General features: G+C 73.2%; 15 protein-coding genes. 7 read left to right on the forward strand and 8 right to left on the reverse strand.

Annotation, left to right across the window (positions count from 1 at the left end; all coding sequences use genetic code 11):
- Positions 1-27: 27 nt before the first annotated feature.
- Both AD017_RS01695 and hisD read right to left on the reverse strand, forming a co-directional pair.
- The gene (locus AD017_RS01695; protein WP_060572457.1) at positions 28-1,344 is read right to left on the reverse strand and encodes an ABC transporter substrate-binding protein; all 1,317 of its coding nucleotides are present in this window, start codon (positions 1,342-1,344) and stop codon (positions 28-30) included.
- Positions 1,345-1,386: 42 nt separating this feature from the next.
- On the reverse strand, positions 1,387-2,706 hold the full coding sequence (gene hisD / locus AD017_RS01700; RefSeq protein WP_060572459.1) for a histidinol dehydrogenase: 1,320 nt from the start codon (positions 2,704-2,706) through the stop codon (positions 1,387-1,389).
- A gap of 232 nt (positions 2,707-2,938) precedes the next feature.
- Here hisD and AD017_RS01705 point away from each other — a divergent pair, with 232 nt between their 5' ends.
- The 4 genes from AD017_RS01705 (at position 2,939) to AD017_RS01720 (ending at position 7,597) form a co-directional block, all read left to right on the forward strand.
- Positions 2,939-3,958 carry an NlpC/P60 family protein gene (locus tag AD017_RS01705; RefSeq protein ID WP_060572461.1) on the forward strand — a complete coding sequence of 340 codons (1,020 nt, stop codon included), beginning with the start codon at positions 2,939-2,941 and terminating at the stop codon, positions 3,956-3,958.
- Between the two features lie 92 nt (positions 3,959-4,050).
- Positions 4,051-5,403: a hypothetical protein gene (locus AD017_RS01710; protein ID WP_082539096.1), complete on the forward strand. Its 1,353-nt coding sequence runs from the start codon at positions 4,051-4,053 to the stop codon at positions 5,401-5,403.
- Entirely contained in the window at positions 5,400-6,038 is a 639-nt protein-coding gene (locus tag AD017_RS01715) for a precorrin-8X methylmutase (protein WP_060576179.1), read from the forward strand. Before AD017_RS01710 ends, AD017_RS01715 begins: the two co-directional genes overlap by 4 nt.
- The gene (locus AD017_RS01720; protein ID WP_060572463.1) at positions 6,035-7,597 is read left to right on the forward strand and encodes a precorrin-2 C(20)-methyltransferase; all 1,563 of its coding nucleotides are present in this window, start codon (positions 6,035-6,037) and stop codon (positions 7,595-7,597) included. The genes AD017_RS01715 and AD017_RS01720 overlap by 4 nt, the downstream gene beginning before the upstream one ends.
- Here the strand turns inward: AD017_RS01720 and AD017_RS01725 are convergent.
- Positions 7,554-8,240: a Pr6Pr family membrane protein gene (locus tag AD017_RS01725; RefSeq protein ID WP_060572465.1), complete on the reverse strand. Its 687-nt coding sequence runs from the start codon at positions 8,238-8,240 to the stop codon at positions 7,554-7,556. The genes AD017_RS01720 and AD017_RS01725 overlap by 44 nt on opposite strands.
- Before the next feature lie 25 nt (positions 8,241-8,265).
- Here AD017_RS01725 and AD017_RS01730 point away from each other — a divergent pair, with 25 nt between their 5' ends.
- Complete coding sequence (locus tag AD017_RS01730) at positions 8,266-8,733, forward strand: GNAT family N-acetyltransferase (protein ID WP_157179014.1); 468 nt, start codon at positions 8,266-8,268, stop codon at positions 8,731-8,733.
- Positions 8,730-9,749, forward strand: a complete 1,020-nt coding sequence (locus AD017_RS01735) for an alcohol dehydrogenase catalytic domain-containing protein (protein WP_060572467.1) — start codon at positions 8,730-8,732, stop codon at positions 9,747-9,749. Before AD017_RS01730 ends, AD017_RS01735 begins: the two co-directional genes overlap by 4 nt.
- A 156-nt stretch (positions 9,750-9,905) precedes the next feature.
- On the opposite strand, the gene AD017_RS35950 is transcribed toward AD017_RS01735, so the two are convergent.
- The 5 genes from AD017_RS35950 to AD017_RS01760 all read right to left on the reverse strand — a co-directional run bounded on the left by AD017_RS35950 (position 9,906) and on the right by AD017_RS01760 (position 16,207).
- Entirely contained in the window at positions 9,906-10,331 is a 426-nt protein-coding gene (locus AD017_RS35950) for a GNAT family N-acetyltransferase (RefSeq protein WP_227012634.1), read from the reverse strand.
- Positions 10,328-11,566, reverse strand: a complete 1,239-nt coding sequence (locus tag AD017_RS35955) for an MFS transporter (protein WP_145982621.1) — start codon at positions 11,564-11,566, stop codon at positions 10,328-10,330. The genes AD017_RS35950 and AD017_RS35955 overlap by 4 nt, the downstream gene beginning before the upstream one ends.
- Positions 11,560-12,543, reverse strand: a complete 984-nt coding sequence (locus AD017_RS01750) for an iron-containing redox enzyme family protein (RefSeq protein ID WP_060572471.1) — start codon at positions 12,541-12,543, stop codon at positions 11,560-11,562. Before AD017_RS01750 ends, AD017_RS35955 begins: the two co-directional genes overlap by 7 nt.
- Positions 12,540-13,547: an iron-containing redox enzyme family protein gene (locus tag AD017_RS01755; RefSeq protein WP_082399001.1), complete on the reverse strand. Its 1,008-nt coding sequence runs from the start codon at positions 13,545-13,547 to the stop codon at positions 12,540-12,542. Before AD017_RS01755 ends, AD017_RS01750 begins: the two co-directional genes overlap by 4 nt.
- A gap of 1,889 nt (positions 13,548-15,436) precedes the next feature.
- A complete protein-coding gene (locus AD017_RS01760; RefSeq protein ID WP_060572474.1) occupies positions 15,437-16,207 on the reverse strand; it encodes a cobalt-precorrin-6A reductase in 771 nt (256 codons plus the stop codon).
- Between the two features lie 18 nt (positions 16,208-16,225).
- On the opposite strand from AD017_RS01760, the gene AD017_RS01765 reads away from it, so the two are divergent.
- On the forward strand, positions 16,226-16,888 hold the full coding sequence (locus tag AD017_RS01765) for a haloacid dehalogenase type II (protein WP_060572476.1): 663 nt from the start codon (positions 16,226-16,228) through the stop codon (positions 16,886-16,888).
- Positions 16,889-16,906: the final 18 nt, after the last annotated feature.

The following is a 16,906-nucleotide window of genomic DNA, read 5'->3' on the forward strand; positions in this document are numbered from 1 at the left end:
GTGGGATCGGTTCGGGAACGGGACTGCTCAGCCGATGGGGCGGTACTCGGCGACGATCTTCGTGGCGACGTCCTGCATCTGCGCCTGGCCGTCCGGGATCGACGTCCGGCCGGACACCACGTCGGCCACGATCGAGGGGATGGCGGTGGCGATCCGCGGCGTCCACGGGAACGGTTCCGGCGGCGGGGCGCGGTCGATCGCGTCCAGCTGGGCCTCCGCGAACGGGCTGCTGTCCGGGGTGACCATGCCCTCGCGCGCCGGGAAGGCACCCGGCACCGCGGCCTTCGACGACTCCGGCCCGACCGCGGCCGCAACCATGTGGAACAGCAGGTCCTTGTCGACGTCGGTGTTCTCCGGGATCGCCCACCCGTCGACCGACAGCGTGTTGTAGAGGACGGGCCCGCCCGCCACGGACGGCGGCGGTGCGAACGCGAAGTCACCGGCGAACCGGCTGTTCTCCGGCTCGGTGAGGTCCTTCATGCGGCCGCTGAACATGATCGCCATGGCGGCGGAGCCGTTGTACATCTGCTGCTGGACGGCCGGCTGCGCGAACGTCGTCACCTGCGGGTCCATGTAGGGCATCAGCGAGCGCAGCTGCTCGAACGCCTCCGCCGCCTGCGGCGTGTCGAAGTTGGGGCGGCCGGTCCGCCGGTCCACGTAGTCCATGCCCAGCGAGCCGAGCGCCGAGTCGTAGGCGGTCGCGATGTCCGAGCTGGCCAGCAGGGGCAGCGCCAGCGGATAGCGGATCCCGCCCTCTCGCTGGATCGTCGCGGCGACGTCGCGCAGCTCGGCGAAGGTCCGCGGCGGCTGCAGGCCGAGCCGGTCGAACACGTCCTTGCGGTAGGCCGTGACGTACACCTGGGCCTGCATCGGGACCGCGTAGAGCTTCCCCTCGTAGGACATGGCCTCGCGCATCGCGGGGTTCAGCCGGTCCAGGTCGTACTGCTCGCCGTACTTCTCGGCGAGCCCGTCCAGCGGGTGGATCTTGCCGCTCGCCGCGTGCTGCGGGACGACCTGGCCGTAGGTCTCCAGGATGTCGTACGTGCCGTACCGACCGGCGAGCGTCGCGATCGTCTTCTGCGACTGGCCCGCGTAGTCGATGGGCTCGTGGTGCAGCTCGACACCGTCCTTCGAGCAGCTGCGCACCATCGAGTTGGTGAACGGGTCGATGGCCGACGAGTTGTAGGCCAGGACGTTCACGTCGACGCTCGACGGCGGCGGCGGGAAGTCACAGGGCACCACCGTCGCCGTGGCGGCCGGGGTCCGCGATCCGGCGCCGCAGCCGGCCAGGAGCAGGGCCGTCACGACCGCGACGACGGCCACGACCGGGCGTCGTGCACGCATCACGCCTTCCTCTCCGTTGAGGTACATACGCATGCGCCGACCTCAGTCACGCAACGCGTCCAGCCGGATCCGGGCGCTGTCCCGGTGGCCGACCAGCTGCTCGAAGTCGGACACGGTCACCGTCGGCTCCGCCTGGGTGCGCGTCGCGTCCCGCGTCGCGCGCTGGTAGGTCAACTGCTTGAGGAAGCCTGCCACCGACAGTCCGCCGGCGTACCGGGCGCCCCGGGTGGTGGGCAGGACGTGGTTGGTCCCGGACATCCCCTTGTCCGCGTAGACCACGGTCGACCAGGGGCCGAGGAACAGCGAGCCGTAGTTGCGCAGCCGCTCCAGCCACCAGTCGAGGTCGTCGGCGATCACCTCGAGGTGCTCGGGGGCCAGCGTGTCCATGATCGCGGCGACCGTCTCGCAGTCCTCGGCGAGGTAGACGGTGCCGTGGTCGCGCCAGGCCGCCCCGGCGATCTCGGCGGTGGCCAGCCCCGCGAGCTGCTTCTCGATCTCCCGCGGCACCTCCTCGGCGAGCCGTTCGGACGTGGTGGCCAGCGACGCGGGCGACGTCGGCCCGTGCTCGGCCTGGGCGAGCAGGTCCGAGGCGACGGTGGCGGCGTCGGCGGTGTCGTCGGCGATCACCGCGACCTCCGACGGGCCGGCCAGCACGTCGATGCCGACCCGCCCGTAGAGCTGGCGCTTCGCCTCGGCGACATAGGCGTTGCCGGCGCCGACGATCATGTCCGACGGCGTCCCGTCGAGCAGGCCGAACGCCATCGCGGCGAGCGCCTGGACACCGCCGACCGCGTACACCGACTCGGCGCCGCTGATCCGCGCCGCGTAGAGCACGGCCGGGTGCGGGCGGCCGTTCCGCGACGGCGGGGTGGCGGCGACGACGTTCGGCACACCCGCGACGCCGGCCACCCCGACGGTCATGAACGCGCTGGCCAGCAGCGGGAAGCGACCGGCGGGCAGGTACGCGCCGACGTTCTCGACGGGGACGAAGCGCTGGCCGCAGACGACACCGGGCAGCACCTCGGACTCGAAGTCCTGCAGGTGCGCGCGCTGCATCGAGGCGAACCGGCGGGTCCGCTCGGAACCGGCGTCGAGCGCCTCGCGCAGGTCGGCCGGGAGCTCGTCACCGGACCGGGCGAGCTCGGCGGGGCCGACCAGGAGGTCGTCACCGGTGAACCCGTCCAGGTCGCGGGCGTACCGCAGCACGGCGTCCATCCCGCCCGACTCGATGGCGCTCAGCATCTCCGAGACGGTCGCGACCACGGCCGGGTCGCGACGGTCGGCGGTCTCCACCGTGCCCGGCGCCTTGACCACCCGGACCGGGGAGCCGATACGCCGGAAGTCCGATTCGCTCAAGTGCATACGCATACACTAAGTGGCACGGGCCGGGATTGACAAGAGCGGATCGTGCCCGCCGTCACCACCCCGGGCGAATCGGAGGGACCGACCGGGTGAGCCACCGGAGTGCCTCCCCGTCGCGGCGTGCCCGCCGCCGGACCCTGGTCGGCAGCGTCCGGGACATGTCGCGGACGCCGGACCGGTCCGGCCGCGATCCCCGTGGCCCCGGCGTGCCAGGTCCAGCGGAGGAGGCCCCGTGTCCGTGCACCCGTCGCCGTCCCGTGTCCTCGGCACGGCGCTGGCCGTGCTCGCCGCGGTCGTCGTCACGACGGTCACCGCCCCCGCGGCGGTCGCCGGGCCCGCCGCTCCCGTCACCGGCGACCGCGCCGTCGTCGGCGTCTCGGTGGCGACGGTGTGGACCTCCCCCACCAGCCCCCGCACACGGGACCGGGCCGCGGTGTCCGCGCCGGCCGACCCGGCGGGCTGGCTGGCGTCGATGACCGTCGAGGACCGCCGCGAGCTCACCACCGCGTCGCGCACCCAGACCCAGGTCCTCTACGGCACCCCGGTCCGGGTGCTGGAGCGGCGGACCGGGTGGGCGCGGGTCGTGGTGCCCGACCAGCCCGGCGCCAAGGACGGCCGAGGCTACCCCGGCTGGATCCCCGCGGCGCAGCTGACCGGCGGGGCGGCGTTCGCCGGGCTCGCGTCGGCGATGCCGGCCGGGACCGTCGACGGCGTCGCCACGACCTGGCTGTACGACGACGTGGCCCGCGCCGGCCGGCAGCTCGAGATCAGCGCCGGGACCCGGCTCCCCGTCCTGGCGGGCAGGGCCGGGAGCGTGCAGCTCGCGCTGCCCGACGGGGGTACCGCGTGGGCCGACGCCCGGCACGTCCGGATCGGCGACCCCGCCCCGCCGACCGGTGAGGACCTGGTGCGGACCGCACGCCTGTTCCTCGACCGCCCCTACCTGTGGGGCGGGCGCTCCGGATTCGCCCCGGACTGCTCGGGCCTGACCGGGCTGGTGCACGCCCTGCACGGCATCACGATCGGTCGGGACGCCTCCGACCAGCAGCGCGGCGGCCGCGCCGTCGCGAAGGACGACCTGCAGCCCGGTGACCTGCTGTTCTGGGGCTCCCCCGCGACACACGTGGCGATCTACGCGGGTGACGGCCGGATGATCGAGGCCTTCGACGCCGCGACGCCGGTGCGGGTCACCCCGGTCCGGTTCGACGACGCGTACTCCGGCGCCCGCCGCTACCTGCCCGACGGTCGCTGAGCGGGTCGGCTCCGCCGTCCGCGCGGCATGTGACCCATCCCGCCGCCGCGCGCGGGCGCCCGCGACCGCCCGGTGTGCCTACAGTGACCGGCGTGCCGACGACCGCCCGCACCCGCGCCGACGCCTGTCCGGGCGTCGTGTCGCCGCACCTCGCGGCGGACGGCGCGCTGGCCCGCGTCCGGCTGCCCGGCGGGCGGATCACGGCCGCGGCGCTGCGGGCCGTCGCCGCGCTGGCCGGCGCCGCGGGCGACGGTGCGGTGCACCTGACCTCCCGCGGGAACCTGCAGCTGCGCGGCCTCGACCCCGGTGACCCGCGCCCGGTGCGGGAGCTCGCCGCGGCCGGACTGCTGCCGTCGGTCACCCACGAACGCGTCCGGAACGTCCTCGCCTCGCCGCTGTCGGGGATCACCGGCGGGCTCGCCGACGTCCGCGGGCTGGCCGCCGCCCTCGATCGTGGCCTGTGCGCCCGGCCGGAGCTCGCCGCGCTGCCCGGGCGGTTCCTGATCGCGTTCGACGACGGCCGCGGCGACGTCGCCGGGGAACGCCCCGACCTGTGCTGGGTCGCCGTCTCGGTCACGGCGGGCGAGCTCGTCGTCGCCGGGACCGGTACCGGCCTGCACTGCGCCCCCGGCGACGCCCCGGACCTGCTGCTGGACGCCGCGGCCGCGTTCCTGGAGCTGCGCGACACCCACACCGCCGATCCCGCCGCCCGCGCCTGGCGCGCCGCCGAGCTCCCCGACGCCGCCCGCCGTCTCGCGGACACCCTGTCCGGGCCCCACCGGGCGTCCCGTACGGGCGGTGCGCGGCACCCGGACGCCACGCGCGACGGCACCGGGGTGGGCGAGCACGGGCACGGCCGGGTCGGGGAGCTCGGTGGTGGTGCGCTGGGGGTGGCGCCGGTGCTCGGTGAGCTGTCGGTGGCCCAGCTGGAGGTGCTCGCCGGGCACGCCCCGGAGCTGCTCGTGACGCCGTGGCGGACCCTCGTCCTCCCCGGCCCGCACCCGGACGCACGGACGGCACGGACGGCACGGACGGCACGGACGGCACTGCGGGACGCGGGGCTCGTCGTCGATCCCGGGCACCCGGCCCTGCGGGTCAGCGCCTGCGCCGGCACCCCCGGGTGCGCGAAGTCGCTGGCCGACGTCCGCGGCGACGCCCGCGCCCTGCTCCGGGCCGGGGACACGGCCACCGTGCACGTCTCCGGCTGTGCCCGCCGCTGCGGCGCCCCGCACACCCCGCACACCGACGCCGTCGCCACCGGGCCAGGGGCCTACCTGCGCGACGGCACGGGATCCGCACACCCGCTCCCGCTGATCACCCGCCACGACGGGCCGGACGGGCCCACGCCACCCCCGCTGCCCCGCGCAGCCACCCCACCGTGCGGCTGCCCGCCCGCGGATCCCGCACCCCCGACCCCGCACGACCGACCGAGGAGCCACCGCTGAGCGGCTACGACTACATCACCGACGGCGCCGAGATCTACCGGCGCTCGTTCGCGACGATCCGCGCCGAGGCGGACCTGTCCGGGCTGCCGCCCGGGACGGAGGACGTCGCCGTCCGGATGATCCACGCCTGCGGGCAGGTCGATCTCGCGGCGGACATCGCCGCGTCGGCGGGCGTCGTCGACGCCGCCCGGAGCGCGCTGAAGGCAGGCGGCCCGATCATCTGCGACGCGATGATGGTCGCCTCGGGCGTCACAGCGGCCCGGCTCCCGGCCGGCAACGAGGTGCTCTGCCTGCTGCGCGACGAGCGCGTGCCCGGCCTCGCGGCCGAGATCGGCAACACGCGGTCGGCCGCCGCGCTGGAGCTCCTGGCGGACCGGTTCGACGGTGCCGTCGTCGCCGTCGGGAACGCCCCGACGGCCCTGTTCCACCTCCTCGACCTCATCGACCGGGGCGCGCCGCGACCGGCCGCCGTGGTCGGCATCCCGGTCGGGTTCATCGGCGCGGCCGAGTCCAAGCAGGCCCTCGCCGAGCGCACCGACCTGGAGCACCTCGTCGTGCACGGCCGCCGCGGCGGCTCGGCGATCACCGCGGCCGCGCTGAACGCGCTGGCCCACGAGCAGGAGATCATCCCGTGAGCGACGTGCGCCCCGGCTCCGGCACCCTCTACGGCGTCGGCCTCGGCCCCGGCGACCCCGAGCTGACGACCATCAAGGCGGCCCGGCTGATCCGGGAGGCCGACGTCGTCGCCTACCACTCGGCCCGGCACGGCCGCTCGATCGCGCGGCGGATCGCCGAGCCGCACCTGTCGGGCACCGCCGTCGAGGAGGCGCTGGTCTACCCGGTCACGACCGAGACCACCGACCACCCCGGCGGCTACCAGGGCGCCATCGACGAGTTCTACACGGAGGCCGCGGCCCGGCTGGCCGCCCACCTCGAGGCCGGCCGCGACGTCGTCCTGCTCGCCGAGGGCGACCCCCTCTTCTACGGCTCCTACATGCACATGCACAAGCGGCTCGCCGGCCGCTTCCGCGCCGAGGTCGTCCCGGGCGTCACTTCGATCGGCGGTGCCTCGGCCGCGCTCGGGCAGCCGCTCGTCGAGCGCGACGAGGTGCTCACCGTGCTGCCCGGCACGCTGCCCCGCGAGGAGCTGGCGCGCCGGCTCGCGGACACCGACTCCGCGGCCGTCATGAAGCTGGGGCGGACCTTCGGCACCGTCCGCGACGCGCTCGCCGACGCCGGGAAGCTCGACCGTGCCCGCTACGTCGAGCGGGCCACGATGGACGGCCAGCGCACCGGCGCCCTGTCCGACGTGGACCCCGGTGACGTGCCGTACTTCGCGATCGCGCTGGTGCCGGGCGAGGTCGCGGCCTCGGTGCCGGACGGGCCGGAACCGGTCGCGGGCACGGACACGGCCGCGGCCGCCGGGCTCGGGCCGGGGGAGGTCGTCGTCGTCGGGACCGGGCCGGCCGGGCGGGACTGGCTGACCCCGCAGGTCGCCGCCGCGCTGGCCGGGGCCGACGATCTCGTCGGGTACGGGCCCTACCTGGACCGGGTCCCGTCGAACCCGCGGCAGACCCGGCACGCGTCCGACAACCGGGTCGAGGCCGACCGGGCCGCGCACGCGCTGGACCTGGCCGCGTCCGGGCGGCGGGTCGCCGTCGTCTCCGCGGGTGACCCGGGGATCTTCGCGATGGCCACCGCCGTGCTGGAGGTCGCCGCCCAGGAGAAGTACGCCGACGTCCCGGTCCGGGTGCTGCCCGGGCTGTCCGCCGCGCAGGCGGTGTCGGCGGCCGTCGGCGCGCCGCTCGGCCACGACCACGCGATGATCTCGCTGTCGGACCGGCTCAAGCCGTGGGACGTCGTCGCCGACCGGCTCCGGGCGGCCGCCGCGGCCGACCTCGCGATCGCGATCTACAACCCGCGCTCGAAGGCCCGCCCGTGGCAGGTCGGGGCGGCCCGGGACGTGCTGCTGGAGCACCGCTCCCCCGGCACCCCGGTCGTGCTGGGCCGCGACGTCGGCGGCGCGGGCCAGCGGATCGTCGTCACGACGCTGGGCGAGCTGGACCCCGAGCTGGTCGACATGCGGACACTCGTCGTCGTCGGGTCGTCGACGACCCGGGTCGTCGAGCGGGGCGGGGAGCCGGTCGTCTTCACCCCACGTCACTACGGACCGGGTGGGACGACGACCGGCTGAGCCGCCGGTCGGCCCACCACAGCAGCAGTGCCAGCAGCACCGCCCCGGCGACCACGCCCCCGACGGTCGTCGCGGCGGTGCCGGCGTCGATCACCCGCAGGTCCAGGAACGGGTACGGGTACCAGTCGACGATCGCGCCGCGGACGAAGGTGTAGACCAGCCAGGCCACCGGCCACACGCAGGCCCAGGCCACGGTGCGGCCGTCGATCCGCGGGCGCGGGCCGAACACCAGCCAGCCCGCCAGCACCGCGACCGGCGCGATCCGGTGGAACACGAGGTCCACCGCCCAGGCGACCCCGGTGACGGTGACGACCGAGGAGAGCAGCGCGGCGAAGACCACCCCGGTCACCGTGATCCCGAGGAGTGCGTCGAGCTGCAGTACCCGGAAGCCGCGGCCGTCGCGGGCCGGGTCGAGCGCGAGTCCGACCGCCAGTGCCAGCACGAGGAGGTTCGACTGGATCGTGAAGAAGCTGAACAGCCGCACCAGCCGGGTGCCCACCGGGGCGAGCGGGGCCGCCTCCCCGGTGTTCACGTCGGGTCCGCCCTGGACGATCAGGACGATCTGCGTGACCAGGGCGATCGCGACCAGGACGGCGAGGACGAGGTACCAGGTCCGGGCGACGGCGTCGCGGGGCGTACTCACGCCCGGTGACGCTAACGTCTCGCCGGTGACGAGGGTGCGCCGCTTCGGGCCGGACGACTGGGAGCTCGCCCGGGAGGTCCGGCTCGCCTCCCTGCGGGACGCGTTCGGCGAGGCCAGCGAGTTCTTCCGGGAGCAGGCCGGGCTCGCCGAGGCCGCCTGGCGGAAGGTGCTCACCGAGCACGTCCGCTTCGGCGCCCACCTCGGCGGGACGCCGGCCGGGACCGTCGGCTGGCGGCGCACCGGCGACGACGACGGCCTGCTCTACGGCATGTGGGTCCGCCCGGACGCCCGCGGCACCGGCCTGGCGACTGAGCTGGTCGACGCCGTCGTCGCCGTGGCGCGCGAGCACGGCTCCCGGAGCCTGACGCTGAAGGTCGAGCCGGACAACGCACGGGCCCGGGCGTTCTACACCCGCACCGGGTTCCGGGAGAGCGGGGACGGCGACGGGCCCGGGCTCGTCCTGATGAGCCTCGACCTGGGGGCGGCACGGTGAGCCGCGCCGTGCTGGTCACCGGGTTCGGTGTCGAACCGACCGTCGAGTCGTTCGCGGACGTCCGGGTGCGGCCGACCTCCGTCGTCGTCCGGGTGGAGGCGACGGGCCTGTGCGCGAGCGACCGGTTCGCCTGGGCCGGCCACGACGACGACGTCGAGCTGCCGATCGTGCCGGGCCACGAGCTGGTCGGACGGATCGTGGAGACCGGGTCCGCGGTGACCCGGTTCCGGGCCGGTGACCGCGTGACGACGCCGTTCGTCTGCGGCTGCGGGACCTGCGCCCACTGCGCGGCCGGGCAGACCCAGGTGTGCCCCGACCAGGAGCAGCCCGGGTTCACCCACCCCGGCTCGTTCGCGGAGCTCGTCCAGCTGCACCACGCCGACCACAACCTGGTGCGCGTCCCCGACGACGTCGACGCCGCCGGCGCGGCACTGCTCGGCTGCCGGGTCGCGACGGCGTACCGGGCACTCGTCGACCGGGGCGGGATCCGGCCGGGCGACCGGGTGCTCGTGCTCGGCGCCGGCGGGGTGGGGCTGTCGGCCGTGCTGATCGCCGGCGCGCTCGGCGCCGGGGCCGTCGTCGCCGATCCGGCACCCGCGGCCCGCGCGCGGGCCGAGGCGCTCGGCGCGGTGGCGACGGTCGACCCGTCCGCCGGGCCCGACGCGGTGCGCGACGCCGTCGGCGACGGGGGCGCCGTGCTCGCCGTCGAGGCGGCCGGGCGGGCGGAGTCGCTCGCGCTGGGCGTCCGGGCGTTGCGCCGGCAGGGCACCCTCGTGCAGGTGGGGCTGCTGGCCGCCGAGCCCGTCGTCCCGGTACCGGAGATGATCGCGAAGGAGCTGACGCTGCGCGGCAGCCACGGGATGGCCGCCGCCGGCTACCCGCGGCTGATGGAGCTCGTCGCCGACGGCCGGCTCGACCCATCCCGGCTGGTCACCAGCCGGATCACCCTGGACGAGGCCCCCGCCGCGCTGGCCGCACGCCCGGAACCCGGCGAGGTCGTAGTCATCGAGCCGTGACCGGCGCCGCGAGAACAGCCCGTGCCGGACGTCACGACCGCCCTGGAACCTCCACCGAGCCCAAAGCGAGTCAGTCCGGTGCGAATGTGGCTGTTGGGTGACGTGTGAGATTGACGAGGTGATCGTCGAGACCCCGAGCAACGGACCTCGTGCCAGTCACTCCCGGACTGCCTCCCGCTCCATGACGGTGGCTGGTGGCGAGCCGAATCCGAGCCCGGCGTAGAGGCTATGCATGTCCGCGGTGTGCAGAAGCCACCGCATCCGCCGGCCAGGCGGACCGTCGACGAGCTCGGCTACGAGTGCGCGGCCCAGCCCTCGTCCACGGTGCAGGGCGAGGACGTAGACGTCGGCGAGATAGCCGAGGGCGACGCCGTCGGAGATCGCGCGAGCGAAGCCCACCTGGCCGGCTCCGGCCGCGTAGAGGCCGACGCAGCGCCACGAGCACCGAATCTGCTCGGCGACGTCATCTTTCGTTCGCCAACGGTGCCAGTATGCGTCGGTGAGCAGGTAGCCACAGATCGCGTCGAGGTCGAGCCGGGCGGGATCGTCGTCGATCTCGTAGCCGTGTTGAAGTTTGATCACGTCGACTCCCGTCCGGCGGCAGCGGGAGCCCGCTGCGGGCGCGCGACCCGGAAGGTCAGCAAGGACACCACCACGACGCCTGCCAGTCCGGCCATGGCGATGGCGGCTCCAGGCTCCACCAGCTCGCCGAGCCCGCCCCAGCCGACTGCGATCGCGCCCTGCACACCGAGCAGGAACACGTACTGGTAGGCAAGCGTGCGGGGGAGCAGCCGTGACGGCGTGCGTTCGGCGAGCAGCGAGTCCAACCCGGCGTTGTAGGCAAGGCCCAATCCGGACAGGAACATCAGCCCGACCGCGACCGGCAAGGGCGGCGAGAACACGAACAGCAGCAGCGGTGCACATAGCAGCACCGCCCCCGGAGCGATCAGCCGACGTTGCGCCACGGGTCTGAGCATCCGGCTCGCTGCCAGATCGGAGACGACCATCCCGGCAGCGGACGCCGACAGCATGAGAGCCAGCTCCCTCTCCGGGCGGCCCACTGCGGCCACGTACGGCGCGGCCAGAGCTTCCGACGCGATCGCGAACGACGGCGTCAGCCAACCGATCAGCAACAACCGCCGGACCGGCGGGTAGCTCCAGATCTCACGGAACGTTCCAAGACCGCGGTCGTCGCCGGGAGTCGGCGCGCCCACCCAGCCGCGGTCGCGGGTGCCGAACCGCAACAGCAGGGCCGCAGCCACGAACGTCAGCGCGTCCGCCAGCAGGGCGCCCTGCGGCGTCAGGAACAGCAGCGACGCGCCACCGAGCAGGTTGCCTACGACCATCGACGACTGCGATGTCAGCCGAATCGCCCCGCGCCCGAGCACGAACAGCGGTCCTTCACCGAGGATGTCCGGCAGCATCGCCGAGCGGACGCCGACTGAGACCGGGGCGAGCAACCCGACCACGAACATTACGGCGAGCAGCACCCAGGCCGGGATCCCGGGCAGGGAGAGTACTCCGACGAGACCGGCACTTACGACATTGCAGACCACGGCGAGAGGCCGTGGCCGGAATCGCATCACGACCGGGACGAGCGCGCCGCCGAGCAAGTGCGGCAGGAACACCAGGCTGAACGCAAGCGCCGCGAGTAGCGGGGCCGCCGTCTGCTGGAACACGAGCACTGTGACGGCGAGCGCGCCGACCACGTCGCCGAGGATCGAGAGCGCGTGCGCCGCGCCGATCGCCCGGAACTCGCCGACCCCGAACAGCGCCCGATAAGTCACGGTGGGCGGCTCTGGGTCGGGTGTCACCACGTCCGCAACCGCGGTTCGTCGACTTCCCCGTACCAGCCCGCCATCTCCTGCCCGGCCACGGCAAGCTGCTCCGCCATGTCGGCGACGGCCTTCTCGATCTCGAGCGTCTCCTCCTGACTGACGTAACCGATGCGATCGAACAGGTCCGCACTGATGTCGTCGTGCGATTCGCCCTCGTTCACGTCGGAATGCTGGGCGATCGGAGCGACGAACGCCTCGGGCAGACCGTGTTGTCTGCTCGCGGCGACGAACGCTTCGTTGAACTCCGGCTGCGGCTCCTCCAGTACGAACAGAACGGCCTTGAGCCCGAGCGGAAACGTCGACGCAAGCACTCCGAGCGAGGCCATCATGGCGAAGGTCGACGGCAACGGCTGCAACGGACGCGCCACCGGGTCGATCCCGACGGCGTCCAGCGAGCGCAGCAACATCCGGTCGTGGTTCATCTCCGACTGGTAGAACCGGCGTAGCAGCATCATGCTCGTGTGGTCGTCGGCCTGGGCGAGGGCCGGGGCGAGCACCCGTGGGCAGTAGGCCACGACCTGGTAGTACTCGATTGCGTAGCCGATCAACTGGGCGCGTGTCACAGTGCCGTCGAACAACTGTGCGGAGAGCTGGCGCGGCCACAGCTCACCGGCGGCGGCCATCGTCGCGAGGTAGCAGCGCCTGGCACGCCGATAGGCCTGCGCTCCGGTCAGCCCGGCGGGCGCGGCGCGCGGGGCGTCGGTCAGCAGGCCGTGCACGTCCAGCTGGTCCAGCACGTCGCCGACCGGCAGGGCCGGATACGCTGCACCGAGTTCGTCGCGGGTCTTCTCTCCGGAGCGAAGCGCCTCCAGGAACCGCCGGGCTTGGTCCGCGGTGGAGGCGTCCAGATCGATGATGCAACCGCCGTTGTGGTAGCTCAGGTCGGCCCGTGCGTCGTCGATCTCGAGTACGACGCCGGAGCGCAGCACCGGGCGTCGTGGCAGCGTGGCGGTCATGTCGTCACCTTCGGGGTCAAGTAGGAGTGGCAGCGCAGCAGCGGTCGGGCTGGGTCCGACCAGTACTCCCAGATCCCGTCGTAGAAGTTGCGGTAGAGCTCCATAAACAGCGGGCATTGGGCCCGCATACGCACCTCCTCGGCCTGATTCACGGCCGGCAGCAGGTCGAACAGCTCCCTGCTCACCCGCCCGTGCCCGTGCCCGGCGTTGATCCGCGCATGCTCACGCAGGGGGCCCAGGAATGACTCCGGTAACCCGGCGCGGTCGGCAGCCTCGAGGAAGCTGTCTGTGCCGTCCTCGCCCGCGCCGGGGCCGCCCTCCAGCACGCTGACCGTGGCGAGGAAGAACAGGGGATCCGTGCGTGCCCAGAACGCCAGGCCGTTGACCAGCGCCATCGTGGACGGCAGCGGGCGCCCGGCCCGCATCTGGTCCGGCTTGATGCCGAGCGCCCCGAACGCCTTGAGCACGATGTCGTCGTGGCGGTGCTCCTCGATGTAGAACTCGTTCAGCGCGGCGCGCACCTCACGGCTGTTGGGGAAGCTCAGCACAGCTGAGTCGAACAGGTGCTCCCGGTATAAGAAGTGCCAGTTCTCGATCGCCATGCCGTAGTAGACGTTGTGCGGCACGGCCTCTGGGCACTCGCTGAGTTCTGTCCAGAACCGCGACGTCTCGATCTGATCGGCGAACAGGCGGTTCAGATCGTCCTCGATCGTGAAGCCGACGCCAGAGGCGGACTCGAGGCTGGGTGTGGTCGGGTCGTCCAGGAAACCGCCTGCGTCGAGCTGGGTCAGTACCTGCACTACCTCGTCCCGATCGAGGCCGCTCGCGGCGGGCAGGTCATCGACGCGGTGTCGTCCGTCCAGGACTAAGAGTAGCGCCATCAGCTGGTCAGGGTGTTCGTGCTCCACGACGAAGACGTTCTCGCCCAGCGTCATTTCGATGTGGCCGTCCACGATCCGCGGCGGCGCAGCCGCGAGTAGGGGAAGGGTGGGGAGTGTTGTCATGTCCTCGCTCCGGGTTTGCCCGTGGTCGGTAGCAGGCCGGGTTGCCCCGGAGCGGCCGATCGCCGCCCCGGGACAACCACTGCCGTCAGAGGTGCACGGCCACGGCCACGATGACCTTCTTCTTCGAACGGATGGTCACGAATGCTCACCCCCTTCTACCGATTTCGAATTGACACACACCCGCCGATGGACACGACAGGCGTCGCACGCCGGACCTCGTTGGCGTGACGTAGAGGGCTTGACCGGCCTGGCGACGTCGACACTCCGAGGCGTCGGACGAGACTCTTGACCGAATTCAAGCCGGAACCATTGCTTAGACACCACACAGGAATGAGGATGACGAGCCAGATTGCGGTCGACCCTGTACCTGCTCGAACCTGCTAGCTTGCGGGTTGAGCAAACAGGGCAGGCGGCGTGACGTCAAGGTCGATCCCAGATCGAAAACAAGACGGTGCCGGATCCATGACTCCGCGAGCTGAGGCGATCCAGAGCAACTAAGATCCACATATCGCCGACGACCCAGGAGTCGTCACCTCGAAATCCGCCCGTCCTACTTCCGAACAACACATCCGGGGTCGACCCAAGTACTTCATCGGCAGGTTTCGACCAGATCCGGAAGCATGCAGGAGCTGCCGGCAGCGGTGGACACGGCCCAGCCCCACCTCACCGCTCTGGGGCCCTCCGTCCCCGACATTGGATCCGACGATCGGGGCGGAGCTGGCCGGGATCAAGCAGGCCCGCGCCCACATCTGGCACCGGATGCACCCGCCGCTCCTCGCCGACCTCTGCACCTGCTGTCACGGATGGAGGTCGGGACCTGACCGGACGGCCTGACCGCCGCACGCGACGTCTTCATGCTGCTGGCCAGATTCGCCAGGGCGCCACTCCGAGCTCGCAGCCCTCCCCCTCGCCGAATGAGATCGTCCATCCGACCGACGGACTGCCCGTGCGGATCCAGCGTTCCAAGACAGACCAGGACGCCCGCGGTACGACCGTTGTCCTGCCGTACCGGACACATCCGGAAACCTGACCATCGTGCGCGGCGCTACGCTGACTTCGACCCACTCGAAGCCGCCCCCCGTTGGCGGCCTGCATTGATGCGCGCGATGCTGGCCACCCCGCCCTGGCCGCACAGCAGCGCCTATCCGCACCGACCCGGCGGCCGAGCCCGACGGCGTTCCCGCTCGATGCAGGTATAGTCGCCCATAGGTGGACCTTGGCGCAGGCTCCGAGTCCACGAGCGTGGTGCAGTCCATGAACTCCGACACCGCGTGCACTTCGGGCAGGTGAATCGCACACCGACGCCTGATCTCCGTCCCGTATTGCGTTGATGCTCTCGGCAAGTCTGCTCTGCGGCCCGGACGCCTGCGCTAGCCGGTTGCGGCGCTTGACCAACTCGATCCCGCCGTACCGAAATGTCTCAGGGAATTCTTGATCACGCAGCCGACCCTGCGGCGTGTATTCGACAGATAGCTTCCGCATCGCACCGGTATACCGCGCCACCTGCTCAGAACGCCGGAGTTGACCAAGCGGTCTTGGCGACCGGATGCCATTCCGCTCCGCACCGCCGGACGGATCCAGGATTCCGAGACTACGGATGTGCCGTGAGTGCCGGGGCGTGGCCCCTTGCCTTCCCGCTCGGCAGCGGTGCCGCCACTTGAGGGTCGCACCGCATTCGAAGACCGCAGCTGATCGGTTCCGGGCCACAGCGGGATCCCCCCATCAGGGACTGGCTACGAGTCGCTCGCGCCGGGCGTCCGGGCGCTGTGCCGGCAGGGCACCCTCGTACAGGTGGGGCTGCTGGCCGCCGCGCCCGTCGTCTCGCCGAATCACCCTGGACGAAGCCCCCGCCGCGCTGGCCGCACGCCCGGAACCCGGCGAGGTCGTGGTCATCGAGCCGTGACCGGCGCCGCGAGGACCGCCCCGACGGCGGCCGCGACGTCCGGCACGCACGTCACCCCGGCGGGGAGCGCCGGCCGGTCGACGACCACGACCGGGACCCCGCGTTCCCGGGCGGCGGTCAGCTTCGGCGCCGTCGCCGCGCCACCGGAGTCCTTCGTGACCAGCACGTGCGGGCACACGTCGTCGAACAGGGCCCGCTCGGCGTCGAGGTCGAACGGACCGCGGTCGAGCAGCAGCGTGTGCGCCGCGGGCAGCGGCGGGCCGGGCGGGTCGACGGCCCGGATCCAGAACCGGGCCGCCACCGGGGCGAAGCTCGCGAGCCCACCGCGACCCGTCGTGAGGAGCACCCGGCCGTCCGGGCCGGGCAGCAGGCCGGGCAGCGCCGCCGCCGCGTCCGCGACCGACGCGACCCGGTGCCAGCGGTCCCCCGGCCCGGGGGTCCAGCCGGGCCTGCGCAGCACCACCAGCGGCACCCCGGCGGTCGCGCAGGCCGACGCGGCGTTCGCCGTCATCCCGGCGGCGAACGGGTGGGTCGCGTCGAGGACGGCGTCGACGCCCTCGACGCGCAGGTGACGCGCGAGTCCCCCGGCTCCGCCGAACCCGCCGACCCGCACCTCGCCGTCGGGCAGGCGGGGGCTGCGCACCGCCCCGGCCAGCGACGACACCACCCGGACGCCGTCCCGCGTGGACAGGTCGGCGGCCGCCGCCCGCCCCTCGGTCGTACCGCCGAGGACGAGCACCGTGCGGAGAGGACTCACAACCGCCAGGGTAGGTGGATGGCGCTCACGACCGTGGTGTTCGACGTCAACGAGACCCTCTCCGACCTCACGCCGCTCGGGAAGAAGTTCTCCGATCTCGGCGTGCCCGGCTGGCTCGGCCCCTACTGGTTCGCCTCCACCCTGCGGGAGGGCATCGCGCTGGCCGCGGGCGGGGAGCTCCGGACCTTCTCCGAGATCGGGACCGACACCGCGGCCCGGCTGCTGCGCCGGCACGGCGTGCGCTGGGCCGACGTCCGGGCCGGGGAGGTCCTGGACGGGTTCCTGGAACTGCCGGTGCACCCCGACGTCCACGACGGCGTCGCCGCACTGCGGGCCGCGGGCCTGCGGCTGGTCACACTGTCGAACGGCGCCGCGGCCGTCGCCGAGCGGCTCCTCGGCGGCCACGGGCTGCGTGAGCAGTTCGACCGGGTGCTGTCGGTCGAGGACGCCGGGATCTGGAAGCCCGCCCCCGCCGCCTACACCTACGCGCTGCGCACCTGCGGGATCGACGCGTCCGAGGCGGTGATGGTCGCGGTGCACCCGTGGGACCTGCACGGGGCCGCCCGGACCGGGATGGCGACGGCGTGGCTGAACCGCACCGGCGAGCCATGGCCCGGCCACCTCACGCCACCGACCTTCACCGTCCGGGCGCTGCCCGAGCTGGCGGGCCGGCTGGCCTGATCCCGGCGACCGGACCGG

It is taken from the genome of Pseudonocardia sp. EC080619-01 (assembly GCF_001420995.1).
GTDB lineage: Bacteria > Actinomycetota > Actinomycetes > Mycobacteriales > Pseudonocardiaceae > Pseudonocardia.